This window comes from Roseomonas sp. WA12, assembly GCF_054165765.1.
This window is the reverse complement of the sequence record NZ_CM135108.1, coordinates 915,593-941,177: the sequence shown is the minus strand read 5'-3', so window position 1 is coordinate 941,177 and position 25,585 is coordinate 915,593. Positions and strand designations below refer to the sequence as shown.

The 25,585-nt window shown below is 69.8% G+C and carries 25 protein-coding genes; 5 read left to right on the top strand and 20 right to left on the bottom strand.

Annotation, left to right across the window (positions count from 1 at the left end):
* Nucleotides 1–5: 5 nt before the first annotated feature.
* Genes ACVBD7_RS04565 through ACVBD7_RS04540 form a run of 6 tightly spaced genes read right to left on the bottom strand, consistent with a single transcriptional unit; the run spans nt 6 to nt 6,490 of the window.
* Entirely contained in the window at nt 6–986 is a 981-nt protein-coding gene (locus ACVBD7_RS04565) for a Bug family tripartite tricarboxylate transporter substrate binding protein (protein ID WP_458096318.1), read from the bottom strand.
* Between the two features lie 60 nt (nt 987–1,046).
* Complete coding sequence (fahA, locus tag ACVBD7_RS04560; protein ID WP_458096317.1) at nt 1,047–2,327, bottom strand: fumarylacetoacetase; 1,281 nt, start codon at nt 2,325–2,327, stop codon at nt 1,047–1,049.
* Between the two features lie 8 nt (nt 2,328–2,335).
* Nucleotides 2,336–3,673, bottom strand: coding sequence for a homogentisate 1,2-dioxygenase (hmgA, locus tag ACVBD7_RS04555; RefSeq protein ID WP_458096316.1), 1,338 nt, complete (start codon nt 3,671–3,673; stop codon nt 2,336–2,338).
* Nucleotides 3,674–3,687: 14 nt separating this feature from the next.
* Nucleotides 3,688–4,668, bottom strand: a complete 981-nt coding sequence (locus ACVBD7_RS04550) for an MBL fold metallo-hydrolase (protein WP_458096315.1) — start codon at nt 4,666–4,668, stop codon at nt 3,688–3,690.
* An 11-nt stretch (nt 4,669–4,679) separates the two neighbouring features.
* Nucleotides 4,680–4,907 carry a DUF2783 domain-containing protein gene (locus ACVBD7_RS04545; RefSeq protein ID WP_458096314.1) on the bottom strand — a complete coding sequence of 76 codons (228 nt, stop codon included), beginning with the start codon at nt 4,905–4,907 and terminating at the stop codon, nt 4,680–4,682.
* Nucleotides 4,901–6,490 carry an FAD-dependent oxidoreductase gene (locus ACVBD7_RS04540; protein WP_458096313.1) on the bottom strand — a complete coding sequence of 530 codons (1,590 nt, stop codon included), beginning with the start codon at nt 6,488–6,490 and terminating at the stop codon, nt 4,901–4,903. The genes ACVBD7_RS04545 and ACVBD7_RS04540 overlap by 7 nt, the downstream gene beginning before the upstream one ends.
* An 87-nt stretch (nt 6,491–6,577) precedes the next feature.
* On the opposite strand from ACVBD7_RS04540, the gene ACVBD7_RS04535 reads away from it, so the two are divergent.
* Both ACVBD7_RS04535 and ACVBD7_RS04530 read left to right on the top strand, forming a co-directional pair.
* A complete protein-coding gene (locus ACVBD7_RS04535; RefSeq protein ID WP_458096312.1) occupies nt 6,578–7,111 on the top strand; it encodes a MarR family winged helix-turn-helix transcriptional regulator in 534 nt (177 codons plus the stop codon).
* A 77-nt stretch (nt 7,112–7,188) separates the two neighbouring features.
* On the top strand, nt 7,189–7,401 hold the full coding sequence (locus ACVBD7_RS04530; protein ID WP_458096311.1) for a hypothetical protein: 213 nt from the start codon (nt 7,189–7,191) through the stop codon (nt 7,399–7,401).
* Between the two features lie 26 nt (nt 7,402–7,427).
* On the opposite strand, the gene ACVBD7_RS04525 is transcribed toward ACVBD7_RS04530, so the two are convergent.
* Together ACVBD7_RS04525 and ACVBD7_RS04520 are read right to left on the bottom strand one after the other, a co-directional pair.
* A complete protein-coding gene (locus ACVBD7_RS04525) occupies nt 7,428–7,691 on the bottom strand; it encodes a hypothetical protein (protein ID WP_458096310.1) in 264 nt (87 codons plus the stop codon).
* A gap of 99 nt (nt 7,692–7,790) precedes the next feature.
* Nucleotides 7,791–11,102, bottom strand: coding sequence for a DEAD/DEAH box helicase (locus ACVBD7_RS04520; RefSeq protein ID WP_458096309.1), 3,312 nt, complete (start codon nt 11,100–11,102; stop codon nt 7,791–7,793).
* A 162-nt stretch (nt 11,103–11,264) separates the two neighbouring features.
* Here ACVBD7_RS04520 and ACVBD7_RS04515 point away from each other — a divergent pair, with 162 nt between their 5' ends.
* The gene (locus tag ACVBD7_RS04515; RefSeq protein ID WP_458096308.1) at nt 11,265–12,671 is read left to right on the top strand and encodes a hypothetical protein; all 1,407 of its coding nucleotides are present in this window, start codon (nt 11,265–11,267) and stop codon (nt 12,669–12,671) included.
* A 71-nt stretch (nt 12,672–12,742) separates the two neighbouring features.
* Here the strand turns inward: ACVBD7_RS04515 and ACVBD7_RS04510 are convergent, their stop codons facing one another.
* The 11 genes from ACVBD7_RS04510 to ACVBD7_RS04460 form a co-directional block, all read right to left on the bottom strand.
* Nucleotides 12,743–12,973, bottom strand: a complete 231-nt coding sequence (locus ACVBD7_RS04510; RefSeq protein WP_458096307.1) for a DUF2171 domain-containing protein — start codon at nt 12,971–12,973, stop codon at nt 12,743–12,745.
* Nucleotides 12,974–13,090: 117 nt separating this feature from the next.
* Nucleotides 13,091–13,942, bottom strand: a complete 852-nt coding sequence (locus ACVBD7_RS04505) for a class I SAM-dependent methyltransferase (protein ID WP_458096306.1) — start codon at nt 13,940–13,942, stop codon at nt 13,091–13,093.
* A complete protein-coding gene (locus ACVBD7_RS04500; RefSeq protein ID WP_458096305.1) occupies nt 13,939–14,943 on the bottom strand; it encodes a GNAT family N-acetyltransferase in 1,005 nt (334 codons plus the stop codon). Before ACVBD7_RS04500 ends, ACVBD7_RS04505 begins: the two co-directional genes overlap by 4 nt.
* Nucleotides 14,940–15,986 carry a glycosyltransferase gene (locus ACVBD7_RS04495; protein WP_458096304.1) on the bottom strand — a complete coding sequence of 349 codons (1,047 nt, stop codon included), beginning with the start codon at nt 15,984–15,986 and terminating at the stop codon, nt 14,940–14,942. Before ACVBD7_RS04495 ends, ACVBD7_RS04500 begins: the two co-directional genes overlap by 4 nt.
* On the bottom strand, nt 15,983–16,651 hold the full coding sequence (locus ACVBD7_RS04490; RefSeq protein WP_458096303.1) for a PIG-L deacetylase family protein: 669 nt from the start codon (nt 16,649–16,651) through the stop codon (nt 15,983–15,985). The genes ACVBD7_RS04495 and ACVBD7_RS04490 overlap by 4 nt, the downstream gene beginning before the upstream one ends.
* A 107-nt stretch (nt 16,652–16,758) precedes the next feature.
* Nucleotides 16,759–17,586 carry a TIGR04290 family methyltransferase gene (locus ACVBD7_RS04485; protein ID WP_458096302.1) on the bottom strand — a complete coding sequence of 276 codons (828 nt, stop codon included), beginning with the start codon at nt 17,584–17,586 and terminating at the stop codon, nt 16,759–16,761.
* Complete coding sequence (locus tag ACVBD7_RS04480; protein WP_458096301.1) at nt 17,583–18,356, bottom strand: sugar phosphate nucleotidyltransferase; 774 nt, start codon at nt 18,354–18,356, stop codon at nt 17,583–17,585. Before ACVBD7_RS04480 ends, ACVBD7_RS04485 begins: the two co-directional genes overlap by 4 nt.
* Nucleotides 18,353–19,438 carry a CgeB family protein gene (locus tag ACVBD7_RS04475; protein ID WP_458096300.1) on the bottom strand — a complete coding sequence of 362 codons (1,086 nt, stop codon included), beginning with the start codon at nt 19,436–19,438 and terminating at the stop codon, nt 18,353–18,355. The genes ACVBD7_RS04480 and ACVBD7_RS04475 overlap by 4 nt, the downstream gene beginning before the upstream one ends.
* 76 nt (nt 19,439–19,514) lie before the next feature.
* Entirely contained in the window at nt 19,515–20,243 is a 729-nt protein-coding gene (locus ACVBD7_RS04470; RefSeq protein WP_458096299.1) for an HAD family hydrolase, read from the bottom strand.
* 105 nt (nt 20,244–20,348) lie between these two features.
* Nucleotides 20,349–21,656, bottom strand: coding sequence for a vanadium-dependent haloperoxidase (locus ACVBD7_RS04465; RefSeq protein ID WP_458096298.1), 1,308 nt, complete (start codon nt 21,654–21,656; stop codon nt 20,349–20,351).
* 36 nt (nt 21,657–21,692) lie between these two features.
* Nucleotides 21,693–22,010, bottom strand: coding sequence for a hypothetical protein (locus tag ACVBD7_RS04460; protein WP_458096297.1), 318 nt, complete (start codon nt 22,008–22,010; stop codon nt 21,693–21,695).
* 289 nt (nt 22,011–22,299) lie between these two features.
* Between ACVBD7_RS04460 and ACVBD7_RS04455 the strand changes: the two genes are divergently transcribed.
* Nucleotides 22,300–23,289, top strand: a complete 990-nt coding sequence (locus tag ACVBD7_RS04455; protein ID WP_458096296.1) for an alpha/beta fold hydrolase — start codon at nt 22,300–22,302, stop codon at nt 23,287–23,289.
* 176 nt (nt 23,290–23,465) lie between these two features.
* A complete protein-coding gene (locus ACVBD7_RS04450; protein ID WP_458096295.1) occupies nt 23,466–24,827 on the top strand; it encodes an MmgE/PrpD family protein in 1,362 nt (453 codons plus the stop codon).
* 265 nt (nt 24,828–25,092) lie between these two features.
* Here ACVBD7_RS04450 and ACVBD7_RS04445 read toward each other — a convergent pair whose 3' ends face one another.
* Complete coding sequence (locus ACVBD7_RS04445; protein ID WP_458096294.1) at nt 25,093–25,569, bottom strand: Hcp family type VI secretion system effector; 477 nt, start codon at nt 25,567–25,569, stop codon at nt 25,093–25,095.
* Between the last annotated feature and the right edge of the window lie 16 nt (nt 25,570–25,585).

Sequence of the window (25,585 nt, the reverse complement as noted above, 5' to 3'; positions counted from 1 at the left end):
CGCGATCAGTCGAGCGTAATGTTGAGGTCGCGGATGAGCGGCAGCCAGGTGCCGCGCTCGCGCTCCAGCAGCGCCTCGAACTCGGAGGGGCCACCGGTCAGGGGCTCCAGCCCGATGGCCTGCATGCGGGTGCGGACGGTGCTGTCGCGCATGGAGGCGTCGAGCTCGCGGGTGAGATGGGCGACGACGGCATCCGGCGTGGCTTTGGGTGCGACGACGCCCTGCCAGGCATAGGCCTCGAAGCCGCGCAGGTTGAGGGCAGACTGCACGGTGGGGATGGCGGGCATGTCCTCGAGCGGCTGGGCGGAGAGGACGGCAAGGGCCTTCACGCGGCCGCCACGGAGGTGTTCCGCGCCCGAGGGGTAGTCGAGCACCATCAGCGGAATGTTGCCGGCGAGCAGGTCGTTCAGCGCGGGGGCCGCGCCGCGATAGGGAATGTGGTTGAAGCGCACGCCGGTCTCGCGCGCCAGGCGCTCCATCGCCAAGTGATGCGGCGAGCCGATGCCGGGGGTAGCACAGTCCACGGTGCCGGATTTCGCGCGGGCGATCAGGGCCTGCACGTTCTCCGCGACCGGGTTCGCGCCGGTGGCAAGGAAGAGCGGGAAGCGCGCCATCAACCCGACCGGGCGGAAGTCGCGCACGGGATCGTAGGGCAGGCGCTTAAAAAGAGCGGTGTTGAAAACGAGCGTGCCGTTGTCGGCGGTCATCACCGTGTAACCGTCGGCTGGGGCCTTGGCGGTGAACTCGGCGCCGATATTCGTGGCAGCACCCGGCTTGTTCTCGATCACCACGGGCTGGCCGAGGCGCTGGGAGAGGTTGGCGCCGACAAGGCGGGCTAACGTGTCCGTGCCGCCGCCAGCGGCATAGGCGACTACCCAGCGCAGCGCGCGTTCGGGATAGGCGGCGAGGGCGGGCGAGGCGCGCAGCGCGGCAGCGGCGAGGCCGGCGCCAAGCAGGGCGCGGCGGCCGGTGGTGGTGCGGTTCATGGACGTTCCCCTTGTGGGGCCGGCTCGTGCGGCCGGCCGTTCCCGATCAGTTGGCCCGAATCAGTTGGCCGGCAGAATGGTCGCGCGGCAATCCCCGAAGCCGATGCTGGCGGCGCCGTCGCGCGCGGCGCGGGCGCGAAGGATGACCTCGTCGCCATCCTCAAGGAACCGGCGCGTCTCGCCCGAGGGGAGCTGGATGGGTTCCTTGCCGCCTTTCGTGGCTTCCAGGAGGCTGCCGAAGCCGTCCTCGCCCGGGGCGGAGATGGTGCCCGAACCGAGCAGGTCGCCCGGGTTCAGGTCACAGCCGTTAGAGGCGTGGTGGGCGACCATCTGGGCGACGGTCCAGTACATGTGGCGGGCGTTGGAGATGGCGATGCGGTGGGCGGGCAAGCCCTTTTCCCGCATGGCCGGGGTGGTCATGAAGACCTCCAGCGCGAGGTCGAAAGCGCCGTTCTTCTGGTCGGCCTCGTCCAGCAGATAGGGAAGCGGGGCCGGGTCTCCTTCGGGGCGCGCGGGCTGGGCGATGCGGAAGGGTTCCAGGGCTTCCGGGGTGATGACCCAGGGGGAGACGGTGGAGCCGAAGTTCTTGGCGAGGAAGGGGCCGAGGGGCTGGTATTCCCAGGCCTGGATGTCGCGCGCGGACCAGTCGTTCAGCAGGCTGTAGCCGGCGACATGGGCCTGGGCGCGGCCGATCGGGATGGCGTCGCCAAGGGTGTTGCCGGGGCCGATCCAGATGCCGAGCTCCAGCTCGTAATCCAGGCGCTCGCAGGGAGCGAAGCGGGGCGTGTCGGAATCGGGAGCCTTCAGCTGGCCCTTGGGGCGGCGCACATCGGTGCCGGAGACGCGCACGGAGGAGGCGCGGCCGTGATAGCCGATGGGGACGTGCTTGTAGTTCGGCAGCAGCGGGTTGTCAGGGCGGAAAACCTTGCCGATGTTCGTCGCGTGGTGGATGCCCACATAGAAGTCGGTGTAATCGCCGATCTTCGCGGGGAGGAGCAGCGTCGCGCCCTCCATCGGGTGGAGATGGGGTTCCACGGCGGCGCGGTGCTCGGGGTTGGAGAGCAGCTCCGACAAGCGGGCGCGGAGCGCCTTCCGCGGGCCTTCGCCGAGGGCGAAGAGGGCGTTGAGGGAGGCGTTGGCGGCCGCCTCGCGGATGTCGTCATCCACGGGGGCGGCGGTGAGGTCCAGAATCTGGTCGCCGATCGCGACCCCAACGCGCGCGCCGCCCATGTCGAGCGGGATGAAGGTGCCGAGCGGCAGGTTCTGGATGGGGAAGTCCGGATGACCGTTGGCGGATTCCACCCAGCTCTTCAGCGCGGGGTCGTGCGTGGCATCGGGCATGCGTGGGATCACCGCTGGTTTGGGTTGAAGTGCTTCTTGAGGCCGCGTCCGTAATGCGCGTAGTCGCGCTGGAACTGAGGGGCCTCGGCAGCGTAGCGGGTGACGCGCTGGGGCAGGCGCGTTTCCAGCATGAAGGCGAGCGTGCCCTGCAGTTTGTGCGGCTTCAGCTCCGCGTTGCTGGCACCCTCGAAGGCGGCCATGTCGGGGCCGTGGGGGAGCATGCAGTTGTGCAGCGAGAAGCCGCCGGGAGTGAAGCCGCCGCCGGGCTTTGCGTCGTACACGCCCTCGATGAGACCCATGAACTCGCTCATGACGTTCATGTGGTACCAGGGGGGGCGGAAGGTGTTCTCGGCGACCAGCCAACGATCGGGGAAGATGACGAAGTCGATATTGGCGGTGCCGGGAGTCTCGCTGGGCGAGGTCATCACTGTGAAGATCGACGGGTCGGCATGGTCGAAAAGGATCGGGCCCACGGGGGAGTAGCGGCGCAGGTCGTATTTGTATGGGGCGTAATTGCCGTGCCAGGCGACGACGTCCAGCGGAGAGTGGTCGATGTTCGTGCGCCAGAGATTGCCGCCCCATTTCACCGTGAGGGTGGAGGCGACATCACGGTCCTCATAGGCAGCAACCGGCGTCAGGAAGTCCCGCTGGTTGGCCATGCAGTTGGCGCCGATGGGGCCGCGCTCGGGCAGGGTGAAGGCACCGCCGTAGTTCTCGCAGAGATAGCCGCGGGCGGGGCCACCCGGGACTTCCACCCGAATCTTCACACCGCGGGGAATGACGGCGATCTCGGTCGGGCGGAGGTCGATGATGCCGAATTCGGTGGCGATGCGCAGCGCGCCCTGCTCGGGCACGAAGAGCATCTCGGCATCGGCGTTGTAGAAGTACTCGTCCTGCATGGAGCGGGTGACGAGGTAGATGTGGGTGGCCATGCCGGACTGGGCGGCAGCGTCGCCGGCCGTAGTAATGGTGCGGATGCCCTCGAGGAAGGACAGCTGTTCGCCTGGCACCGGGATCGGGTCCCAGCGGAGCGGGGCGAGCGGTAGCTCCATCTCGGCGCAGGGGGCGGTGCGCCACAGGCCGGCATCCACCCGCTCGAACTCGCCCCAATGCGCGACGGTCGGGCGGATGCGGTAGAGCCAGGAACGCTCATTCGTCGCCCGCGGGGCGGTGAAGGGGGAGCCGGAGAGCTGCTCGGCGTAGAGGCCATAGGGGCAGCGCTGCGGCGAGTTGCGGCCGATGGGCAGGGCGCCGGGAAGGGCCTCGGTCTCGAAGCCGTTGCCGAAGCCGGGCATGTAGCCGGTCTCGTTCGTGACCTGACTCTGCGGACGGAACGGGGCGTTCATGGCGACCTTTCCTTTCAGCGGTCCAGTTCGGCGGATTTCATCTCGGTGCCGTGCTCGAGGGACTTCCACATCTCCACGTCGCGCTCGGCGGTCCAGATGCGCGGATGGTCGATGCCCTTCGCCTCGTCATAGGCGCGGGAGACGTCGAAGGGCATGCAGTGGTCGAAGATCACCCAGTGCCCGTATTTCGGGCGCATGGAGGACATCGCCTCGTCATAGACCTGCTTGAGGGAGTGGCCAGCGGCGACACCCTTCTTCGCGATGCCGAAGAGATCGGCGGTGAAGTCAGCGGTGCCCTGCAGGCCTTCCTCAATCTGCGCGGCGGTCGTGAGCGAGTTGCCACGGCCAGGGACGAGGGCGACGGGGTTCAGCGCGCGGATGGCCTGGAGCGTGCCCGGCCAGTCGCCGAAATGGGCGTCGCCGCAATAGGGGGTGGCGCCGTACTCGACGCAGTCACCGGAGAAGAGCACGCGCTCCTTCGGCAGCCAGACCACCGTGTCGCCGGCGGTGTGGGAGCGGCCGATCTGGATGATCTGCACCTCCCGCTTGCCCATCCAGAGCGTCATCTTCTTGTGGAAGGTGACATGCGGCCAGGTGAGGCCGGGAATGCTCTCCTTGCCGCGGAAAAGGCGGGGGAAGCGGCCGATCTCGCTGTCCATGTCCTGCTGGCCGCGCTCGACAATGAGGTCCCGTGTAACGTCGGAGGCGATGATCTCGGCGCCTTCGTAGCCGGAAGCGCCGAGCACGCGGACGGCGTGGTAGTGGGAGAGGACGACGTGATGAACCGGTTTGTCGGTGACGGTGCGGATGCGGGCGATGATGTCCTGCGCCATGCGCGGAGTGGCCTGGGCGTCCACGACCAGCACGCTGTCATCGCCGATGACGACGCCGGAATTGGGGTCGCCCTCGGCGGTGTAGCCGTAGAGGCCGGGGGCGAGCTCGTCGAAGGAGATGGTCTTCTCGGCGAGGTCGTTGGTGCTGGCGAAGCCGGACATGGCGGGTTCCTTCAGGCGCTGGCGGCAAGGAAGGCGTCGCGGCCAGCGGGGGTGAGTCCCTCGCGGGCGCGGGCCATGGCTTGGCGCAGCACGGCGATGTCGCCGATGTGGTTGGAGAGGAGGAGGATCAGTCGTGCATCGACGGCACGGGCCTGATCGGGTGTGAGGTCGGCATAGGTGGCGAGCAGCGCTTCGTAGAAGTCGTCTGGCGCGGCAAGGTTAGGTTCGGTGTTCAGCATGGGGCGTGGCCGGTTGCGCGATGCAGGGCGGCCTGGACCGCGTCCGCGTTCAAGTGACGCCAGCGGGCGGCAATGTGCTGATCGGGGCGTACAAGATAGGTTGTACCGGGGCTGCCATCGTAGCGGCGCGCGGCGATGCCATCGCGGTCGTCTTCTGCCGTGATCGTCACGACGCGAAGGCCGTCGATCGCGGGGGCGGTGTCGCCGAAGTGGAGAAGCGTGAAGCCGCCACCCGCGATGCGATCGAGCAGCCAGCCATCGGCGAGCGGGGCGTCGAGGGCGGGGGCGCCGGGGACCATCGAGCTATCGAAGGCATCGGTATCGGGCGTGTTCAGCGCGCTGGCGGCATAGGTGCTGGGCAGGGAAAGGCGGCCGCTGTTCACGAGGCGGCGGGCGAAGGCGCAATCGCGGGCGAGGTCCAGCACGGCATCGCGGAAGGCACGGCTGCTCTCGTTCTTCGGGGTGATGAAATCGGTGGAGCGGGTGGAGTTGAGGATGTTCTCGTCGGCGGCGGCGACGCGCTCGGCGTCGTAGCTGTCGAGCAGGGAATCCGGCGCTTCGCCCCGCAGCACGAGGGCGAGCTTCCAGGCGAGGTTCTCGGCATCCTGGACGCCGCTGTTCGCGCCGCGCGCGCCGAAGGGGGAGACGCCGTGTGCGGCATCTCCGGCGAAGAGAACGCGGCCGTGACGGAAGCGCTCCATCCGCAGGCAGGAGAAGGTGTAGATGCTTACCCATTCGAGGGTGAAGTCCGTGTCCTTCCCGAGCAGGGCCTTCACGCGGGGGATGACGCGTTCGGGGGCCTTCTCCGCCACGGGATCGGCGTCCCAGCCGAGCTGGAAGTCGATCCGCCAGATGTTGTCGGGCTGGCTGTGCAGCAGGACGGACTGGTTGGGGTGAAAGGGCGGGTCGAACCAGAACCAGCGCTCGGCGGGAAAGTCGGCGGTCATGCGGACATCCGCGATGAGGAAGCGGTCGCGGAAGCTGCGGCCCTTGCTCTCCAGCCCCATGGCGCGGCGGATGGGGGAGCGGGCGCCATCGGCGGCGACCACGTAATCTGCGATGAGGCGGTACTTGCCTTCAGGAGTTTCGATCGTGAGCTCCACCGCGGCTTCCCGCGGCGTGACAGCGGTGACCTTGTTGTGCCAGCGAATCTCGATCTCGGGCAGCGCGCTGGCGCGGTCGAGCAGGAAGCCTTCAACATAGTATTGTTGCAGGTTGATGAACGCTGGGCGGCGGTGGCCGCCTTCGGGAAGCAGGTCGAAACTGTAGACCGGGTTGTCCCCGTGAAAGACGCGGCCGGTGTTCCAGGTGACGCCCTTCTCCACCATGGCGTCCCCGCAGCCCAGCCGGTCGAAGATCTCCAGCGTGCGCTTGGCGAAGCAGATGGCGCGCGAGCCGTTGGAGAGGGCGTGGTCGTCATCCAGCAGGAGCACGCGCTGGCCGTGCTGCGCCAGGTCGATGGCAGTGGCGAGGCCGACGGGGCCTGCGCCGACCACGATAACGGGGTGACGCGCGGGCGCGGGCGCGGACTGTTCCGGCGTGCGGCGGTACTCGAAGCGCAAGGACTGGTAATCGATCTGCACGACCCGTCCCCTCCCCTTTCGCGTCCCCTCCCAGATCGTAGCGGGCCTGCGGGGCACGGTGTTATACTCAGCGGGATATCATCTCATTTGAGACGATTCAAGAGGTGCGCCATCACGACGCCGAAATCGCCCCCGAAGGCTGCCGACCCGCTGCGCCTGGCGGAGTTCCTGCCCTACCGCGTCTCCGTCGCCGCCGAGAGCGTCAGCCGCGCTTTCGCCGAACGCTACGAGGCGGAGTTCGGGCTTTCCATTCCGGAATGGCGGGTGATGGCCGTTCTTGGGGAGGGGGAGCCGCTCTCCACACAGGCGGTGATCGCGCGTACCGAGATGGACCGCGTGAAAGTGAGCCGGGCGGTCATCCGGCTGGCGGAAAAGGAACTGGTAAACCGGGCGCCTCATCCGGAGGACCAGCGTGCGCAGATTTTGCGACTGTCGGCCCGCGGGGCGGCGCTGTACCGGCGGATTGTGCCGCGCGCACATGCCCTCCAGTCGGAACTGGCCCAGGTTCTCACCTCCGCGGAGATCTCGTCGCTGATGGGAATGCTGGACCGGCTGCATCGGCGCGCGTCCTCGCTTCTGGGTGAGGACGAAACCGGTTCAAGGCAGAACGCTGGCAGCTAATACGGCCGCTCGGGCGTTAACCAATGTGAGCTGCCGCCGTCAGCTGCCCCCTGTCAGCCTCCCCTGGGAGACGCGCGATGCCAATGCGTTCTGACCCGCAGTCCCGCAAGGGCTCGGGTGCCGACCCGTTTGACCTCTGGTTGCGACGCAGCCTGCATGAGAACTGGGATGCGACGCTCGACGAGCGCGTGCCCGAGGACCTGCTCCGCCTCTTCAGCGACGATCGGAACGAGTGGGAGTCGATGAAGACGCGCTGGTTGAAGTCGGAAGCAGGCAGTGGCTCCACGTAATCTTGAGCGGGTGGAACGCTGACCCTTCAGTGCCGGCCAGGGGCCCGGTCCGCGCGGCGTGATTTCGAGATGCGGTCGAGCATGGCAGTCGCGTGGTGGCTGGCATCGATCAGCCGCGCGGCCTCCTCCGGCACGTCCTCCAGCTCCTGAGCCGCCTCGGAGCTCTTGGCCACGAAGACGAGGGTGGCGACGACCTCCTCTAGGTCGCGCTGCGGCAGGCGTGCGGCGATAGCCGCGATGGTCATCTCCAGCACGAGAAGGCGCATATCCGAGGCGCTATGCTCGACCAAGGTGTCGGCGGATCCTGACGAAAGCGGCACGCACGACCTCCATGAAGGTTGATACAGCTTATGGTGGTGCCGCCCCGCGGTGCAAGGGCGGCGGTTGTATCAGGCGTCAGCCCGCTGTTCTGCCCGCTGCTGCTCCGCGGCCTTTCGGCGACGGGGCGACAGGCGGGAAAGAAGCGCGGTGGCGGTGGCCAGCAACGCTGCCCTGTCCGGGCTGCTACGCGGCAGAACGACCCGTTCCCCCCGGAGTTCCAGCGGGGCTTCAACCTTCGGCAGCGCGCGGCGCAAACTAGCGGCAGCGGCGGCAGGGCCGACCTCCAGCCGTGCGATCCCCAGGCGACGGCAGCGGACGCGGATTCGGGCGAGGGTGAGGAGATTGGCGACGGGTTCGGGCGCTGGGCCGAAGCGGTCGGCCAGTTCCTCGGAGAAGTCCCCGAGGGCGACAGAGTCGCCGCGGCGGAGGATAGCGGCGAGGCGGGCGTGCAACTCGACGCGGGCAGCCTCCTCCTCCACGTAGTCGCGGGGGATGGAGGCGGGGACGGCGATGGAGAGCATCGGCGTCCAGTCCTCCTCCACCGGCTCGCCGCGAGCGGTGTGCAGGGCGCGGTCCAGCAAGTGCTGGTAGAGTTCCAGGCCGATGAGCTTGAGGTGGCCGGCCTGGCTCTCGCCGAGCAGGTCGCCGGCGCCGCGCAGATCCATGTCGCGCGCGCTGATAGCGAAGCCGGCGCCGACGCGGTCGAAGGCCTCCAATGCCTTGAGGCGCTTCAGCGTAAGGGCCGACGGGGGTTCAGCGGGGTCGGTCAGCAGGATGATGGTGCCGCGCACGCGACCGCGGCCGACACGTCCACGGAGCTGATGCAGCTGTCCCAGCCCGAAGCGGTCGGCGCGCCAGACGAGCATGGTGTTGGCGCGGGGCACGTCCAAACCGGTCTCGACGATGTTGGTGGAGAGGAGGATATCCCCCTGCCCGTCCGCGAAGCGGACGAGGGCGGTGTCCACCTCCTCGGCGGGCAGTTCGCCATGGGCCTCGATGATCTCGAGGCCGGGGAGCAGGGCCTCGATGCGGGCGCGCATCGCGGGGAGGTCCTCGATGCGGGCGCAGACGACGAAGCTCTGGCCGCCGCGCCGGTGCTCGCGGGCGAGGGACTGCTGAAGAACGGCCTCGTCGAGCGCGACATGGACGGTGCGGATGGGCTGGCGCCGGCCCGGGGGCGTTGCGATGACGCTGAGTTCCTGCAGGCCGACGAGGGCGGATTGCAGAGTGCGGGGGATGGGCGTCGCGGTCATGGACAGGACGTGCACGTCGCGTCCCAGCTCGCGGATCGTGGCCTTCTGCCGGGTGCCGAAACGCTGCTCCTCATCGATGACGACGAGGCCGAGATCGGCGAAGCCAACGCCCTTCGCCGCCAGCGCCTGGGTGCCGATGACAATATGGATTGAGCCGTCGGCGATGCCCGCCTTCACCTCCTTCGCCTCTTTCGGTGTGGTAAGGCGGGAGAGCTGCTCGATGCGGATGGGCTTGCCCGCCACCTTCATGCCCGCGAAGCGCCGGCGGAAGGTGGTAAGGTGCTGGCGAACGAGGACGGTGGTGGGAGCGAGGATGGCGACCTGCTTACCCGCCAGCGCCGCGACGGCCGCGGCACGCAGCGCGACCTCGGTCTTGCCGAAGCCGACGTCGCCGCAGACCAGCCGGTCCATCGGGCGACCGGAGGCGAGATCGGCCAGCACCGCATCGATCCCCTCGGCCTGGTCTGGAGTGAGGGTATGCGGGAAGCGGGCGGCGAAGCGGTCATAAGCGCCGCCGCGGACGCGCAGCACCGGGGCGGTGCGGGATCCTCGCTCCTTTGTCATCTCGGCCAGGGCGCGGGCGGACTCCGCGATCTGAGCCTCGACCTCGGCGCGGCGCTTCGGCCAGGATTCGCTTCCGAGCCGGTCCAGCGTGACGCCATCGGCTTCGGCGCCGTAGCGCCAAAGGCGGTCCATTTCGTCGAGAGGCACGAGCTGGGTGGTGCCGCCCGCGTATTCGAGCTTCAGGCAGTCGAGCGTGACATCGGCGGCGCTGACGGCCTCCACGCCGCGCAAGGCGCCGAGGCCGTGGTCGATGTGGATCACGGCGTCACCGGGCTGCAGCGCGGCATCCGCCATGCCGAGGATCTTCTGGCGCTCGTCCTCCTGCGGGCGGGAGCGGGGCGCGCGGACGTCATTCGGGGAGATGACGACGGCGTCCGACGTGGCAAAACCGGCCTCCACCAGCCCCTCCAGCGTGCCGAGGCTGCCCGGAGGCGCAGCGACGAGTTCGGCCCAGCTCTCGAACCGCAGCGGTTCCCGATCCAGACGCTGTTGGGCGATGCGAAGCAAAGCACGGGTGCGCTGGCTAGTGCGGCCAGCAAGAGCAATACGCCGGCCGGACTCGATCGCCTCCTCTATGTACTCGAGCACGGCCTCGTCGGGCTCGCGGGTTGCGATGAAGCGGGGGATACGGCCCTCGGGTTCCTCGGGCGGTTCATCGAGTGTTGTCACCTCGCGACCGGTCAGCGCCCCAGCCCAGGCGGTGTCGTCCAGGTAAAGCTTCGCGGGTTCGGAGGCGCGGCGGACGCCTTCCTCGGGTGGGGCGAGGGCAAAGCGTGCGCGGAAGGCGTCCGTCACCTCCTCCGCGCGCTGGGCGCGGAGGGCCTCCACCTCGGGATCGAGCATCACGGGGGCGCCAGGGAGGAGGTCAAAAGGGGTGGTGAGCTCAGGGTGGATCTCGGCGAGCGCCTGCTCGATGCCCTGAGCGTGGGTGTCCTCGGAATTCTCGGGCCATACGACTTCCGACACGGGGCCGAGGGTAACGGAGTCGGTCTCATCCAGGCTGCGCTGGGTCAGTGGGTCGTAGTGGCGGATGGAGGCGATGCGGCCCTCCTCCACGGCGATGCGGCAGGGTAGTGCCCCCTCCCCCGGCGGATGGACGTCGAGCACGCTGCCGTGGAGGGTAGCCTCGCCCGGCTCGTCCACCCGATCGTCGAGGACGTAGCCGAGCTGTGACAGGCGGCGCTCAAGGGCCTCCGCGTCCACGGGCTCTTCCGTCCGGAGATGAAGCTCGGCGTAGGATGATGGCGGCGGCAGGCGTTGGGTGGCGGCGTCCAGCCCGGCGATCAGCAAGGCGGGGCGGCCGTTGCGCGACGCCATGCGGTGAAGCGCCGCCATGCGCTCCCCCATGACCTGCCGCGACGGCGAAGTACGGTCGTAGGGGAGGCAGTCCCAGGCGGGCAGATGCTCGACGAGCAGGTCGGGTGCCAGGGCGCGCGCAGCAGCAGCGATGCGGGCCGCGCGCGCGTCGCTGCGTGCAACATGGATCAATGCGCCTGCAGCGGCCGCATGCTCGACCAGTTGTGCCGCCAAGAGGCCTTCCGGCTCCGTTGCCCATTCCGCCATCGCTATCCCCTTATGCGTCGCCGAGACTACGGGCCCCTGTGGCGGTTGAGATAGCGTGGTCGCAATGGCTGGACAGTCCGGCCGACGAGAATTAATCGCGGCTCGCGCCAGCATCTCTGGATGGTGTCAGGCGTTGCTGATGCCACGTCACGGGAAGCGGACTTGAACGAGCTGGACTGGATCGAGCGCGCACCGAACGCGCCGTATTTTGTTACTTCCTCCGGGCGGAGCTGGACGCCGATCGGGCAGAACGACGCGATCACCTGGCCGGAGCTGGCCGGGCTGTTCCGCCGGCGTGACCTGGACGCGGTGGAGCAACACCTGATCCATTTGCGCGAGAGCGGCGTGACCTGCTTGCGGCTGATGCTGGAGTATGGGCACACAAACCACCGCTACCTAGAGCGGCCCGCAGGGCGCTTCGTGCCGGATATGGTGCGTCTGTGGGACGACCTGTTCGCCATCTGCCAGCGCGTCGGCATGCGCATCCTGCTGACACCGCTGGACACGTTCTTCGTGTGGGTGCGCTGGCCGACGCATCCCTACAACGTGGCGAATGGCGGGCCCTGCGCCGACCGCACGCAGATGATGGTTTGCCCGGCGACGAGGGAATTGATCAAGGGACGCCTGGCCTTCGCGACCGAGCGCTGGGGCGGAAGCGGCGTGATCTTCGCCTGGGACCTGTGGAACGAGATGCATCCGGCGCAGGGCAACAACGAGTGGGATGCCTTCCAGCGCTACATCGACGATGTGAGCCCCTTCTTGCGGGAACTGGAGACACGTCTGCACGGGCGGCCGCATCTGCAATGCGTGTCGGTCTTCGGGCCCGAGCTGATCTGGAAGCCCTGGATCGTGGAGCCGATCTTCCGGCACCCGCTGCTGGATTTCGCCAACAGCCATTTCTACGAAGAGGGCACGATCGACGACCCGCAGGATAGCGTCGCGCCGGCGCTGAGTGCGGCCCGACTGACGCGGGAGGCGCTGTCGGAAATTTCCGACATGCGGCCCTTCTTCGATTCCGAGCACGGTCCGATCCACACCTTCAAGGACAAGCACCGGAACCTGCCGGAGGAGTTCGACGACGAGTACTTCCGGCACATCCAGTGGGCGCATCTGGCTTCTGGCGGTGCGGGCGGCGGGATGCGCTGGCCAAACCGCAAGCCGCATGTGCTGACACCCGGGATGCGGCGCGCGCAGAGGGCGATGGCGGATTTCCTGCCGCTGGTGGACTGGTCCGCGTTCCGGCGGCGCAACCTGAATGACGAGATCACGGTGCGTGAGGGCGGCGTGCATGCGATGGGCTGCGGAGACGAGGCGCAGGCGTTGCTGTGGGTGCTGCGGCCGAAGCTGAAGCCGCGTCTGCAGGGACGGCGGCGTGTGGACGATAAGGGCGAGACGGCGGTGTCGCTTCTCGTGCCGGGACTTGCTGCGGGGCGCTATCGCGTGGTGCTGTGGGATACGCGCGAGGGCCGCGAGGCGGCGCGGACGGAAGCTACGGCCGATGCAGACGGGCTGGCGCTGTCCTTCACGCTGCAGGGCGCCGACTTGGCGCTCGCGATCGCGCGGGCCTGAAAGAGGATCGCCCGGCGCCGGGGTTGCCGGACCGGGCGATTGCTACGCGATGGGCGCGGCGTGGACGGAGATTACTCCGTCTCCTCGAAGGTGATCGCGACATCCGCATTGGCGGAGAGGCGGACCTTGTCACCCTCGACCTCGGCGACGAGCGAACCGGGGATGAAGTGGTGGCGCTCGTCGTTCGAGTCCTTCTTCGTCAGCTTGATGCGGTCGCCCTGCACGTGGTCGACGGTGCCGACATGCGTGCCGTCGGCGCCGATCACCTCGGCATGCTCCTTGATCTGGCTGAGATCGGTCATGGCTTTGTCCTTGCGTGGTGGTCGGGCATTCAACGCAGAAGGACCGCTGGCGTTCCCGGCGGGCGGCTCGACTTCAGCTGGGGCTCCGGCTTTCGTGTTGTGGCAGGCGCGTGGCGGTCAGGGGCGGCGTAGGAGGAAGGCGCGGCCGTCCCAGAGGGTGAATGGGCTGGTACCGGCGAGCGCGAGGGCCCAGCCGCCCTCCCCTGCCCAGCGCGCGGCATCGGCGGGATCGCGTGCGGGATCGTCGCGATAGGACAGGTTCAGGATCGCCAGGGCACCGCCGGGGCGGAGGGTTTGAGCGGCGTCCTGCAGGTGGCGCTCGGCAAGGCCGCCGGCGGCCTGGACGAGATAGGGAAAGCTGTCCACGGCGAGTATGAGGTCCAGGCTCGCGGCCGGTAGATCCAGGCCGGTGCCGGGAGTGACGGCGAAGCGGAGGTTCGGGACAGTCGCGTGGCGTCGGCGGGCCTCGGCGACCATGCCGGGGGAGACATCGAGGCCGAGGACGGTGCGGGAGAGTGGGGCAAGCGCCACGGCAACGCGGCCGATGCCGCAGCCGAGGTCGAGTACGTCGCGGTCCGGGCCGAGGAGGCGCTCGGCGTTAAGCCAGGCGATGATCTCAGCGGTGGCGGCGGCAAGGATTTCCGGGTCGCCGAGGGAGTAGGCGGCGACGCTGGCTTCGGGGGCGCGGGTGACGGCACGGTCGAACAGCGCAGCAATGCCGGCGAGCGCGGTCTCGGGAGGGGCCCCGCTGGGATCATGGTCCACCTCGCGCAGCAGGGCGGAGAGGTCAGCGAGGGATTCGTGGCGGCTGGCGAGGGTTTCCAGGCGGCGCCAGGCCTCGCTGTCGGTGCGGTGCGTGGAGACCTGCGCGGCGATGGCCTCCGGCGCGGTGCCGGCGAGGAGGAGGCGGGCGAGCGCCACCTCTGGCGAGATACGGCCGGCCAGGCAAAGGGCGACAGGATCGGTCATGGCGGGAGCAGGCGCCGGCCGGTGTTCATGCGGTCCACCCCGCCCCAGGCGTACTTGTAGGCTTCGCCGCCGCGCAGGAAATGGATCTCGCGGCGGCCCTCGGCGATGGCGGCTTCGATGGCGTGGCCGAGCAGGATCGTGCCGGGGCTCTCGAAGGCGCGGGCCTCGTCAAAGCCGCTGAGATAGAACAGCAGGCGGTCCGGGCCAGCGACCATGGCGTGGTAGACGGCGGCGATCCTATCTTCGATCCGCAGGACGAAGAGGCGGAGCGCACCGGCGGCCTGGAGTTGCGGAAGAGCTGCCTCGTGGAATGCGAGGACCGCCGGGTCGGCAAGGACACCGCCCTCCTCACCGCGACGGGTCCAGCGGGCGCGGTGCATCTCCACCAGGGCGTTCCAGGCGGGCAGGACTTCGTCATCCCCGGCGACGTTGGCAGTCCAGCCGCCGGCGCGGTCGGCGCGATGGCGGGACATGCGGAGTTTGCGGAGGGTGTTGGCGGGGATGGGGCCGCGCAAGGCCTCCACCGTGTCGGGCAGGGTAAGGACGGGGCAGGGTTCGCCACCCCAGCGCTCCTCGCGCCAGCCGGGTGGTGGAGGGGCGTGCAGCAGGGCGGCAGCGGGCGGGAGGTCCGGGAGGTCGCAGGAGGCGGCGCCGTCCTGCTGGGCGGTCGAGAGCGCGACAGAAAAAAGTTGGGCGGCAGCGTCCGGCGGGGCGTCGGGGGCGAGCAGAGCGTCGGCGTAGTCGGTGATGCCCACACCCATGGGAAGGAGCTTCCGGGCGCCGTTCTCCTCCAGCAGATAGAGGGGAAGCAGGCCGATCAGGGTGCCCGCGCCGTCGCGCAAGGTGGCGACGCGGGGGTGGCCCGTGCCGAAAGCGGCCCACCAGGGCAGGAGCCAGGCGGGGGACTGGAAGGGGGTGGCGGAGGCGCGGTGCCACAGGGCTTCCCATTCGCCGCGGAGTGGTGGGAGAGCCGTGTCGGTCTCGATCAGCGCCGGGGTCATGCGGCAAGGCCCCGGTAGAGGGCAATGTAGTCCGCGGCCATGCGGGTGCGAGAGAATCGGCGGCGGGCGGTCTCGCGGATGAGCGCGGGATCGAGGGTCGCGACGCGGGGGATGGCGGCGGCCATTCCTTCGGCATCGCGCACCAGGAAGCCGGTGCGGCCGTCCTCCACCACCTCGGGCAGGGCGCCGGAAGCGAAGGCGATGACCGGCGTGCCGCAGGCGGCGGCTTCCATCGCGACGAGGGAGCTGGTCTCGGGCGCGGTGCTGGGAATTAGCAGGCAGCGCGCGGCGGCGAGGAGGCGACGCTTGCGCGCGAAGGGGAGCGGACCGAGGAAGCGGCGATGAAGGTCGAGGCGGGGGCGGATCCTTGTCTCGAAATAGGTTTGATGTGCGGCATAGGGGAAGACCTCGCCGCCGATGAGCAAGGGGATACCGGCGGCGTGGGCAGCGTCGAGCGCGTCGTGCTGGCCCTTCTCGGGGCAGATGCGGCCGAGGGTGAGGGCAAAGCCGCGGCGGGCATGGCGGGCCTGCGCCAGTTCCTCGACGGGGACGCCGTTGGGGATAGGAGGGAGGACGGCCCCTCCCCTGCCCTGCAGCGCCGCGTGCTGCGAGGCGGAGACGGCGTGAAGCCAGGTCTTCGGGCGCGTGGGGTTCAGCGCGCCGTCCGGATACCATGACGGTGGCAGGTGCAGCGTGGCCAGCACCGGGGGGCCGGGCGGCGGGAGATAGGCGTGGAAGTCGATGCCGTGGAGGTGGACGATGTCCACGCGCTCGGCCGCCAGGGTCTCCGTAATGGCGCGGGCGGTCTGCGCCTGGGCAGCTGCCTGGGCGGCCTCGTCCAGCGGGCCGGCGGGGCGCGGGATGGGGCGAAGAGTGCCGGCGACACGCGAGCCTGCCTGCGCGACGACGATGGAGCAGTGGCCGGCGGCGTGCAACGCGCGGTCCATGGCGGAGAGGACCTGCTCGGCCCCGCCCACCGTGTCCGGGCTGACGGGGGCGAGCGGGTAGGCGACGAGGAGGATGGTGAGAGGGCGGTCGCTCATCGCACGATGTGAAGCGCTTCGGCGGCGAGGGCGCGCCAGCGCGCGCCGGTCATGCCCCAGTCGTAGCGCTCGTAGAGGAGCGTGCCCTCATGCGGCGGGGAGGTGAAGTCGTGCGGCGCGGCCGGGCGGAAGAGTTCCTGTTCGACCGGGAACTGGGCGAGAGTGGCGGATTGCGTGGCGAAGGCGTCGAGCATCGCGCGCTTGCGGGCGCGTTCGGCCTCGGTGAGGTGCAGCACCGTGGGTTCGGGGCCGGGGAGGAAGCGGGCCACGGCCCAGCCTTCCCCCGCAGCGTGGTAGAAGGGCATCTCAATCAGGGCGGCATCGACTGCGACAGCAGCCTGTGCGGCAATCAGGGCGACGGCGTCGTGGTCGGGATGGCCGCCCTCATAGGCGTGGGTGAAAACAGCGCGGGTGCCGTGTTGCGCAAGGCGCGCGACAAGGGCCTGTGTGAGAGCGGGCATGTCGAGGGACGCGGCCTGGTCGGGGGCGCCAAGAATGGTGCGGCCAGCTTGCACGTTACCAGCGGCCAGAGCCGCATCGAGTTCGCGCTGGCGGGCGGCCGCGTAGTCGGAGGCGGTGGCGAAGCCGGCGGCGTTCGCGTCAGCGAGGTTCGGCGGGGCGCCGTCCGTCACCTGCACGATAAGCAGGCTGCGGAACAGCGGCATGGTGGCACCGGCGCCAAGGGTTTCATCATCGGGATGGGCGATGACGATCGCAATGGGGTCCTCAACCTGATCGCGCCGCGCGAGGCGGGCGAGGAGCTCGGGCGCGTTCAGGCCGGCGGGCCCTTCGCGGGATCGTAGGGCGCGATGCCGCCGCCTTCCGCGTCGTCCGGCCCGCGGGCGGGATAGACGGCGCCGTAGAAGCCCTGGTCGCGCGTGCCGCGGCGGCAAACGAAAACCTCGGGCTCCGGCTCGGCTTCGATGCGGAAGCCGGCGCTGCGCAGCATGGCGGCGGAGCAGGCGCGGTTGGGGGCCCACCAATTGGTGAAATCGTTAGAGTACTCACCCTCGATGAAATGCATCTTTGGATAGCCGGGCTCGTCGAAGATGGCGGTTTCGGTGAAGGGCGGGTTGGGGGGGATGGGCGCGATCTCGTTGCTGCCACGCTGGAGCGACTGGAACAGCAGGATGTCGCCGGCGGCGTGCTCGTAGATGAGGTCGAGGGCGAGGAGCGGGTGGCGCAGGTGGTAGAGCACGCCCATGAAGACCACCACGTCGAACTTCTCGCCGAGGCGGGCGAGGTCGTAGACGGAGAGGCGGCGGAACTCGATGTCCATGCCCTCCACCTCGGCGGCGAAGCGGGCCTGGGCGAGGTAGTCCTCGTCGAAGTCGATGCCGAGCACGCGCGATGCGCCTCGGCGCTTCATCTCCATCGAGTAGAAGCCGCCGTTGCAGCCGATGTCGAGCACGGTCTTGCCGGTGAGGTCGGCGGCGAGCGCGTGGGCGAAGTTGCGGAACTTGCTGGCGGGATAGTCGCCGAGAAAGTGGTCGGGCGCGGTGCGGGTGCCGCGCAGGTTCAGGTTGTGGAACCAGGGGCCGAGCTCGGCGGCGCGGGCGGCAATGCGCTCGGGGGTCCAGTCGGTCGTGGTGGTGCTCAAGCGCTCTCTCCAGCCGTGTTGCGGCTCGTCTCGGGCACGGGTTCGTCCAGCAGGCGCGAGGCGTCGCGGTAGCCGTTCAGCGTGCCGGTATCCACGTAGCTGCTGCCCGCGCGCACGCCCCAGGCCGCGTTGCCGCGCGCGATCCAGGCGTTGACGAGGGTGCCGATGTACTCGTCCTGCCGCTCGCGCGCTTCCCACAGCGCGTGGAGCGCGTGCAGGGTTGCACCGGGCATCTTGAAGGCGCCCCAGATCCAATTCGTCGCAGCAGCCGGCCGCTTCACCTGGACCTCGCGCACGCGGCCGTCCTCATCCGTATCCACGGCATCGAACAGGTCGGGGCGCTCGACGGGGAAGAGGAGAAAGCTGAGGCGGTCGTCGGGAAGCTGGCGCAGCGCGTCGGCGGGGAACCAGACGGTGTCGGGCAGGCCGACGAGCACGCACTCGTCCTCCCGCACGAAGGGAATGGCGCGGAAAATGGCGTCGCACAAGCCGGCGGCGCGCTCCTGCACGGCATAGGCGATGTGCGCGGTGCCGTATTCGGCGCCGTAGTAGCGGAGGATGTCGGATTTCAGCGGCGAGATGACGAAGAGGATGCGGTCGGCGCCGCCGAGCACCATCCGCTCAACCAGGTGTTCGCTGACGGCGCGTGGGCGTTCCACGCCGTTCTCGTCCACACGGCTGCCGACGGGAAGGAGCTCCTTCGAGAAGGCGAGCGGCTGGATGCGCGTCCCCTGCCCTGCTGCCGGGACGATTCCCCAGGTGCGGCTCATGCGCTGCTGCCGGTCGTGACGGAAGCGGATTCGATGGCGGCTACCATCTCGCGCGCGCGCCGCTGGGCGGTGTGCTCGGCCAGCACGCGCTCACGGCCGCGGCGGGCGATGAGGGCCAGCTCCTCGTCGGAGCGGTCGATGGCGGCGAGCGCGTCCTCGGTGGTGTGGGCGATGAGGATCTCGCGGCCGGGCTCGAAGAAGGCGTCCAGCCCCTCCCACCAGTCCGACAGGATAGCAACGCCACAGGCCGCAGCCTCGAACAGGCGGCCGGAGGGGCACCAGCCGGATCGCGCCATGGCTTCGCGCGTGATGTTCAGCGTGAGGCGGGAGGCGGCGTAGAAGGCGGGGTGCTCGGGCGGCGGCAGGTGGCGGACGAACCAGGTGTTGGTCGTCCAGGGAAAGTCCTGCGGATACTGCGCGCCGCCGATGACGAAGCGGCGTTCCGGGCGCAGGCGTGCGGGCTGCAGGAACAGGCGGTCAAGCAGCGCCTGGCGGTCCGCGGCATAGGTGCCGAGATAGGAGAGCGCGGCCTCGAAGCGCGGCTCGGGCGGCGCTGGGCAATGGATGGCGGGGTCAGCCGAGCCATAGAGCGGCGCAACGCGGCGGGCTCCGAGGCGGTCCCGCAGCGCGTCGAGCGCAGCGCCTCCGGTGTAGGAGAGGACGAGGTCAAAGTCCCCCAGTCCTTCCGGGCCGATATAGCCGACGGGTTCGCCGGCGGCGATGCGGTCGAGCGTCACGGGCGTGTCGAGGTCGTAGAAGACGCGAAGGGCCCGGCTGTCCAGCACCAGCGCTGTCGCCTCCGCCGCATCGGGGCAGTAGGAGGTGACCATGCCCGCATCGGCATCGGCCAGCGCGCGGCGGGCGCGCAGCATGGCGTCCTGCCAATCCTTGTACAGGACCAGCTCGCCGCCCTCGGGCAGCGCGTGCAGGTCGCGGTTTTCCGCGTAGTAGGGGACGTCGCGCTCGAAGAAGGTGACGCGGTGGCCATCGGCGAGCAGGGCGGCGATGAGGGCTCGCCACAGCGCGGCGTGGCCGTTGCCCCAGGACGAGGAAACGGCGAGGCCGAAGATGACCAGCCTCATGCGGCAGCAGCGTTTGAAAGGGCGTGCATCGGTAAGTCCGGGAATCCAGGCACAATCCCCGCGCGGCGGACGGCCATCAAGTCACGCGGCCTTCACCATTGCGTAAGCGCCGGAGCAGGGCGCGCACCTCAAGAAGGTCGGCGGCGAGGGTCAGGCCGGTGGCACGCAGCTCGGGGCCGGGCGGCTGCGTGTCCGGCACCATCACCACCCGCATGCCGGCGGCGCGGGCGGCGGCGACGCCGGGCGGGCTGTCCTCCACGGCCAGGCAGCGGGCGGGGGAAGCGCCGAGCGTCACAGCGGCACGCAGGAACAGGGCGGGGTCGGGTTTCCCTGCCGCCACGTCGTCGCGTGTGATCAGGGCGGGAACGGCGTCTCGCAAGCCGGCGCCGGCCAGGGCTGCTTCAGCGGTGCGGCGCCCGGCGGAGGTGGCGACGGCGCAGGGCAGGTTCAGCGCGGCGAGTTCCGTAAGCAAGTCCGCAGCGCCCGGCTTGGTGCGAACGGGGCCATCGAGCAGGCGGGCCTTACGGGCGCGGTAATCGGCCAGGCAGTCCTGCCAGGGAAAGGTGGAACCGAGCCAGCTCTGAACCAGTACGCCGCGCTCGCGCGAGGAGATGCCGACGAGGCGGGCATAAAGGCCGTCCTCCAACGAGCCGCCATGGGCGATGAGCGCGGCGTGGAAAGCCTCCCGATAGGCGCCCTCGGTGTCCAGCAACGTGCCGTCCATGTCGAGCACGACGGCATCGGGCAAGCCTTGCAGCGCGGACGGCACCGGCCGGACCCCGTCGATCACGCCGCCAAGCCGCACCGAATCTTCCCACTCCATCTGCTGGGCAGAATGCGGCGACCGAGGCGGTGGGGCCAGGGGGTGCAGGTGGCGCGGCTCGTCACTTCCCTGACAGCGAGAGGCGCGTCAGCCCCTTCCCGGCACCTGCTGCAGCGCGCGGGCCGCGACCGCCTGGCCGAGACGCTGGCCTTCCTGCGTCGCCGTGCGGAAATGGGCGCCGGCCCAGATTCGGCTTTCCGAGCACTCGTCCGAGGCCGCGGCAAGGCTTGGGAAGTTTCGGACCGGCTGGCCCTCGCGATCGGCGACTTGGTAGGCGACCGGGCCGTCCCCCAGCAGGCCAGCGATGACGGCAGCGCCCGCCGCCATGTCCGCGCTGTGGCCTGAGGGGTAGTCGGGGTGGGCCGGGGTCGGCAGCAGCGTCTCCCAGCCCGGATCGGGGCGGATGCTGGGACTGCCGAGGTTAATGGCGGTGACCGGGCGCCAGAAAGCGTGGCGAGACTTCTCGGCATAGACCATCACGTCATTGTCGGAGAAGGCGACGGCCAGGATCGAGACCATGCGCGCCTCGTCCCACAGCCCGCCCGATGGGGGTTCGGCGGCAAGGCGACGCAGCAGGATGCGCATCATGTTGCGCTGCGGGGATTGCGGCACCCAGAAGCGGGCGGCGTCGGTCTGCTCGGGCGTCCGCTGCCATGAGATGGCGCCGCCAAGAGCGCGCACCTCCTCCAGATCGGTCCGGTAGCTCGCCGAATGGAGCTCGGGCGGCGGCGGGCACTGCAGCGAGTCGCGCGCGGGGAAAAGGATGGGACGGTCGAGGTAGAACAGGCTGTTGATCGGCCGGGGAGGCGTCGGGCGCCAGCGGCCCTGGGCCGTGGAGGTGTTGAAGCCACGCTTCTCCGGCGGTGGCCCCGCGCGGTCCGCGGCCGCTGCGCCGATCTCGCTCCCAAGTGCCAGGGCGGCCGAGCGGGCCGCGTCGGAGGGTTCGGTCGCCAGGACTTCGGTCATCAGGAGTTCGGCGCGGGCACGAACCGCGCCGCTCGGGTCGCTGCGCGAAAGGGCGGCCAGGGCGGCCATGGACAAGGCGACGGCGGGCGATGCGCCGGCGGGCCGGGGTTCGGAGCGGGTTGCCGGCGCCCAGCGAGCGTAGCGCGGCTCGATAGCGTTCAGCGCGTCGTGCATGGCCATCGTGGCCAGTGCGATGGTGTGGGCGCGCGGCCAGGCGGCGGATTGCGGGATTTCGGCGACTTCGTCGGCGAGGAGCATCCAGCGGGCAACGAGGCCGTCCAGCGCGGGCAAGGGCGCTGCGGCCACGGATGCGCTGGCCAGGCGCGGCGCCTCCGTCCCGGCCGGGACGCATCCGGCAAGGAGCCCGGCCGCGCCGCCCAGGAGGAGGCCGCGGCGCCCGTGGTTGCCGGGGCGAAGAACGGCTGTCATCTCCCCTCCCCGGCGCTCAACGATGGGCGGCCGGGCTCAGCGGGCGCGGGTGCGGGACTGGTCGGCGCCCGTGGGCAGCGGGGCGCCGCGCATCGGCTCGGTGCCGATGGCAGGGGCGCTGCCGTCCCGCACGATCGTGGACCCGCCGCTCGGGAGCGGAGCGCCGCGCATCGGCTCGGTGCCGATCGCGGGGGTGCCGGCGGAGGCGGGCACGCGCTCCGGCGCCGGGAGGGCCGCGCCGCGCATCGGCTCGACGCCCGGCGCGGCCGGGGGAACGGTCTGGGCGCAGGCGGCGAGAAGGCCCAGCGTGGCCGCAACGGCCGAGGCGCGCAGCAGGGAATGCGGTCTGATCATGAGGCTGATGGTCCGATGTTCCAGCGCCTGCTCCGGTGCAGTCGCATACCGGAACGCTCTCACATCCGCCGCTGGCTGACTTGGATGAAACGGCCGTCATGCCGCGAGAAAGGTCGTTTCGTTCTGCCTCCGAGAACCGCCTTGGGAGTGCCCGCGTGGTGGCCCTGGGGAGCGGAGACCGTCCCGCGCCGGGTGCCTGCTTTCCGGCGACGGGGTGACCGACCGATGCGTGCGGGCCTAGGTTCTGGCAGGGCGCGCTGTCGGAGCGCAGCAACACAGGAGGAAGCATATGCAGGACGGTCAGGCGAACCGGCGTGACGTAATGGGCTGGGGCATGGCGGCGATGGGACTCGGGCTGGTCGCCAGCGGGGCGGCGCAGGCCCAGGTGGCCGGCCAGGCAACCGGCCCTGCACCCGGCCAGGGGTCGGCCGCGTCGAGCCCGGCCTATACGGCGCGCACCATCCGCTCGCCGGATGGCGTGCGCCTTGCTGCATATGAATTCGGCAATCCGCAGGGGCCGGCGATTCTGTTCCTGCACGGCTTCGCCCAGGCTGCCCTGTCCTGGGACCGACAGCTGCGCGATCCCGCCCTGGCGCGCGAGTTCCGGATGGTCGCGATCGACCTGCGCGGCCATGGAATGAGCACCAAGCCCGAGGGCGACGCGTTCTACAAGCCCGGCCAGGTCTGGGCCGACGATGTCCGCACCGTGATCGCCGAAATGGGACTGAACCGGCCGGTGCTGGTCGGGTGGTCCTATGCCGGGCGCGTCGTGGGCGACTATCTCACCGCCCATGGCGCGGGCGCGATCGCGGGCATCAACTACGTCGATGCCAGCAGCTCGCTGGGCGATCCCGCCTTCCTCGGACCGGATGTCGGGCTTCTCGGGCCCCAGGCGATGCTGGCGCCGGCGGCGGATGCCTTCGTGGACGGCACGATCCGCTTCCTGCGCGCCTGCTTTGCGACCCAGCCGGACCCGGCGGATTTCCAGACCATGCTCGCCTTCAATATGCTGGCACCGCTTTATGTCCGTGCCGGTCTGGCGGGGCGGCCGGCGGATTATGCCGGGGTTCTGCGGGCGTTGCGGCTGCCCGTGCTGGTCTCCCACGGGGAGCAGGATCGCATCCTCGCCACACCCATGGCGCGGTTCACGGCCGCCACGGTGCCGGGAGCGCAGCTGTCGCTGTATCCGAACAGCGGCCATGCCCCGTTCTGGGAGGAGCCGGCGCGCTTCAACGGCGAACTTGCCGCCTTCGTGCGACAGGCCCAGGCCTCGCGCTAGCGAACCGGCCGGGGAAGGCCCACCACCCGCAGGGCGGCCGCAGTTTTTGCTGCGGCCGCCCTCAAATGGCTTACTCAGCCATATAGGCAGGCCGGACCCGCGTTCAGGCGTCCGAGACTGCGATGGCGAGCCTGGCAGCAGGCCGGCAGGGGACGAAGGCCAAGATGAGGACGACCATGCCCAACCCGCTTGTCCGCCTCGCTGACGAGGCAGCCAGTTGGCGCGAGCGGACCCTGGCGCCCGGACTAGAGCATCATGCCCGCCGCGCGCTGCTGGACTGGTTCGCGGCCCTCCTTCCCGGCTGCTCCCGGCCGCCCGCTACCCTGCTGGTGGCGGCACTCGCTGGCGAGCGCGGGCCGGGGCGCGCCGTCTGCTACGTGGACGGCACGCGCGGGCCATTGCGGCAAGCCGCCCTGATCAACGGCACGGCCAGCCACACGGTCGAGTTCGACGACATCTTCCGCGACGCCGGCTATCACCCGGCCTGCCCGACGATCAGCGCCGCCCTGGCCGCCGCGCAGGCCCATGGGACCTCGATGGCGGATCTGCTGCGGGCGATTATCGCGGGCTATGAGGTGGGTGCCCGCATCGGCCTGGCCGTGCAGCCCAGTCATTACCGGTTCTGGCACACCACCGGGACGGTCGGCACCTTTGGCGCGGCGGCGGCCGTTTCGGTGATCCTGGGGCTGGATGCGATGCGCACCGCCCATGCGCTCGCCACCGCCGCCACCATGGCGGGCGGGTTGCAACAGGCCTTTCGCGGCGAAGGGATGAGCAAGCCGCTGCATCCCGGCCACGCCGCGGAAGTCGGCGCGCTGGCCGCCATGGCGGCCGCGCAGGGGATGACGGGCGCGCTGGATGTGCTGGACGGGCCCGCTGGCTTCGCCGCGGCGACCAGCGAGGACACGGGCAAGTGGGAGCGCGCGCTGGCGGGTCTCGGTGAGAGCTATGCCATCGCCTCGATCACCTTCAAGAACCACGGCTGCTGCGGCCATATCTTCCCCGGGCTGGACGGGATCGACACGTTGCGGGCGGAGCACGGCTTCGGGCCCGACGATGTCGCGGCTATCCATATTGGCGGCTACGGCCCCACCAAGACGGTCTGCGACCGGCCAGAGGCGCGGACGGAGCAGGATGCGCGGTTTTCCATGCAGTACTGCGCAGCGGCGCTGCTGCGGCTGGGCGGGGTGCGGCTGGCGGCCTTCGAGCCGTCCGCACTGGCGGACCCTGCTATCCTCGCGGATATGGCGAAGGTGACGGTCTCGCTCGACCCCGAGCTGGCCGACGCCTATCCGGCGCGCCGTGCCGCGCGGGTGCGCGTCACGCTGCGCGACGGCAACGTGCTTGAGCGGCTGCAGCCCACCCGCAAGGGCGATCCAGACGCGCCGCTGAGCGATGCCGAGTTGTCGGCGAAGTTCCGGGAACTGGCAGTTCCTGCGATCGGGACCGAAGCCGCGTTGCGGCTGGAAACGGCGCTGCTGTCGGGTGATGTGCTGCCCGGCCCGGTGCCGCTGCTGGTGCCGGCACGCGCGGCCTGAATTGAGCAAGACCGATGGATCTTAGCCTGACCTAGGGAGAGCGCGTTTTCACGAACTCCTCGCGCCGTTTCGCCGAGGAGCATCTGGCCGAAGGTGCCTTGAAGCGCGCACATGCCGGGTTGGTCGTAAGACCTGGCGCGGCTGGCCGTCTCGCAGCGTCCACCCCGGCTGGCGCCACCAGGATACGCGGGCTGTGCGGGCCTCGCGGCCCGCGGCGGAACGGGCCGGCTGGGTGCGGATGCGCCCGGCCGGCCCTGTCGGCCGATCAGCTCTTGACCATCTTGGCCAAGTCGTAGGTCACGACCGCGCCCTTCTTCGGAATGCCCTTGTCGTCGAGCGGCGAGGGCGTGAGCATGATCTTGGTGAAGTTGAGTGACAGGCTCTCCGACGGGTTGTCGCCGCCCGTGGACAGGCTGTAGCCGGACACGCCGCAGTTGGTCAGCTCGTAGCTGAGAAATGTGTCGACCTTGTTCTTCGTCGTCGAAGTGAACTTGATCTCGACCTTCGTGTCGAAGGCACCGGCCAGCGCGTCCTCGTAGAGGCCTGGGGAGGCCACGTCGAAGACCTTCGTCACGGAGACCTCGCTGATGGAGGGGTTGGAGCTCTCCCGCTGCTGGCCGCCGGCGCCGCTGGTCACGCCACGGCCGACGCCGAGCTGGAACGAGCCCAGCTCGATCCAGTCCTTGAAACCTTCGGTCGTGACCTGGCCCTTAACGGCCCCGAACTTCATGTAGATCGCCATATCTCTTCCTTCCCTT

What these genes read in the sequence shown, in the direction of transcription:
- ACVBD7_RS04510 (WP_458096307.1), bottom strand. Translation starts at nt 12,973, where the DNA reads ATGACCGATCTCAGCCAGATCAAGGAGCATGCCGAGGTGATCGGCGCC.
- ACVBD7_RS04445 (WP_458096294.1), bottom strand. Translation starts at nt 25,569, where the DNA reads ATGGCGATCTACATGAAGTTCGGGGCCGTTAAGGGCCAGGTCACGACC.
- ACVBD7_RS04550 (WP_458096315.1), bottom strand. Translation starts at nt 4,668, where the DNA reads ATGTCCGGCTTCGCCAGCACCAACGACCTCGCCGAGAAGACCATCTCC.
- ACVBD7_RS04520 (WP_458096309.1), bottom strand. Translation starts at nt 11,102, where the DNA reads ATGGCGGAATGGGCAACGGAGCCGGAAGGCCTCTTGGCGGCACAACTG.
- ACVBD7_RS04500 (WP_458096305.1), bottom strand. Translation starts at nt 14,943, where the DNA reads ATGACCCCGGCGCTGATCGAGACCGACACGGCTCTCCCACCACTCCGC.
- ACVBD7_RS04545 (WP_458096314.1), bottom strand. Translation starts at nt 4,907, where the DNA reads ATGCTGAACACCGAACCTAACCTTGCCGCGCCAGACGACTTCTACGAA.
- fahA (WP_458096317.1), bottom strand. Translation starts at nt 2,327, where the DNA reads ATGCCCGATGCCACGCACGACCCCGCGCTGAAGAGCTGGGTGGAATCC.
- ACVBD7_RS04450 (WP_458096295.1), top strand. Translation starts at nt 23,466, where the DNA reads ATGCCCAACCCGCTTGTCCGCCTCGCTGACGAGGCAGCCAGTTGGCGC.
- ACVBD7_RS04480 (WP_458096301.1), bottom strand. Translation starts at nt 18,356, where the DNA reads ATGAGCCGCACCTGGGGAATCGTCCCGGCAGCAGGGCAGGGGACGCGC.
- ACVBD7_RS04475 (WP_458096300.1), bottom strand. Translation starts at nt 19,438, where the DNA reads ATGAGGCTGGTCATCTTCGGCCTCGCCGTTTCCTCGTCCTGGGGCAAC.
- hmgA (WP_458096316.1), bottom strand. Translation starts at nt 3,673, where the DNA reads ATGAACGCCCCGTTCCGTCCGCAGAGTCAGGTCACGAACGAGACCGGC.
- ACVBD7_RS04505 (WP_458096306.1), bottom strand. Translation starts at nt 13,942, where the DNA reads ATGACCGATCCTGTCGCCCTTTGCCTGGCCGGCCGTATCTCGCCAGAG.
- ACVBD7_RS04495 (WP_458096304.1), bottom strand. Translation starts at nt 15,986, where the DNA reads ATGAGCGACCGCCCTCTCACCATCCTCCTCGTCGCCTACCCGCTCGCC.
- ACVBD7_RS04460 (WP_458096297.1), bottom strand. Translation starts at nt 22,010, where the DNA reads ATGATCAGACCGCATTCCCTGCTGCGCGCCTCGGCCGTTGCGGCCACG.
- ACVBD7_RS04465 (WP_458096298.1), bottom strand. Translation starts at nt 21,656, where the DNA reads ATGACAGCCGTTCTTCGCCCCGGCAACCACGGGCGCCGCGGCCTCCTC.
- ACVBD7_RS04565 (WP_458096318.1), bottom strand. Translation starts at nt 986, where the DNA reads ATGAACCGCACCACCACCGGCCGCCGCGCCCTGCTTGGCGCCGGCCTC.
- ACVBD7_RS04455 (WP_458096296.1), top strand. Translation starts at nt 22,300, where the DNA reads ATGCAGGACGGTCAGGCGAACCGGCGTGACGTAATGGGCTGGGGCATG.
- ACVBD7_RS04490 (WP_458096303.1), bottom strand. Translation starts at nt 16,651, where the DNA reads ATGCCGCTGTTCCGCAGCCTGCTTATCGTGCAGGTGACGGACGGCGCC.
- ACVBD7_RS04530 (WP_458096311.1), top strand. Translation starts at nt 7,189, where the DNA reads ATGCCAATGCGTTCTGACCCGCAGTCCCGCAAGGGCTCGGGTGCCGAC.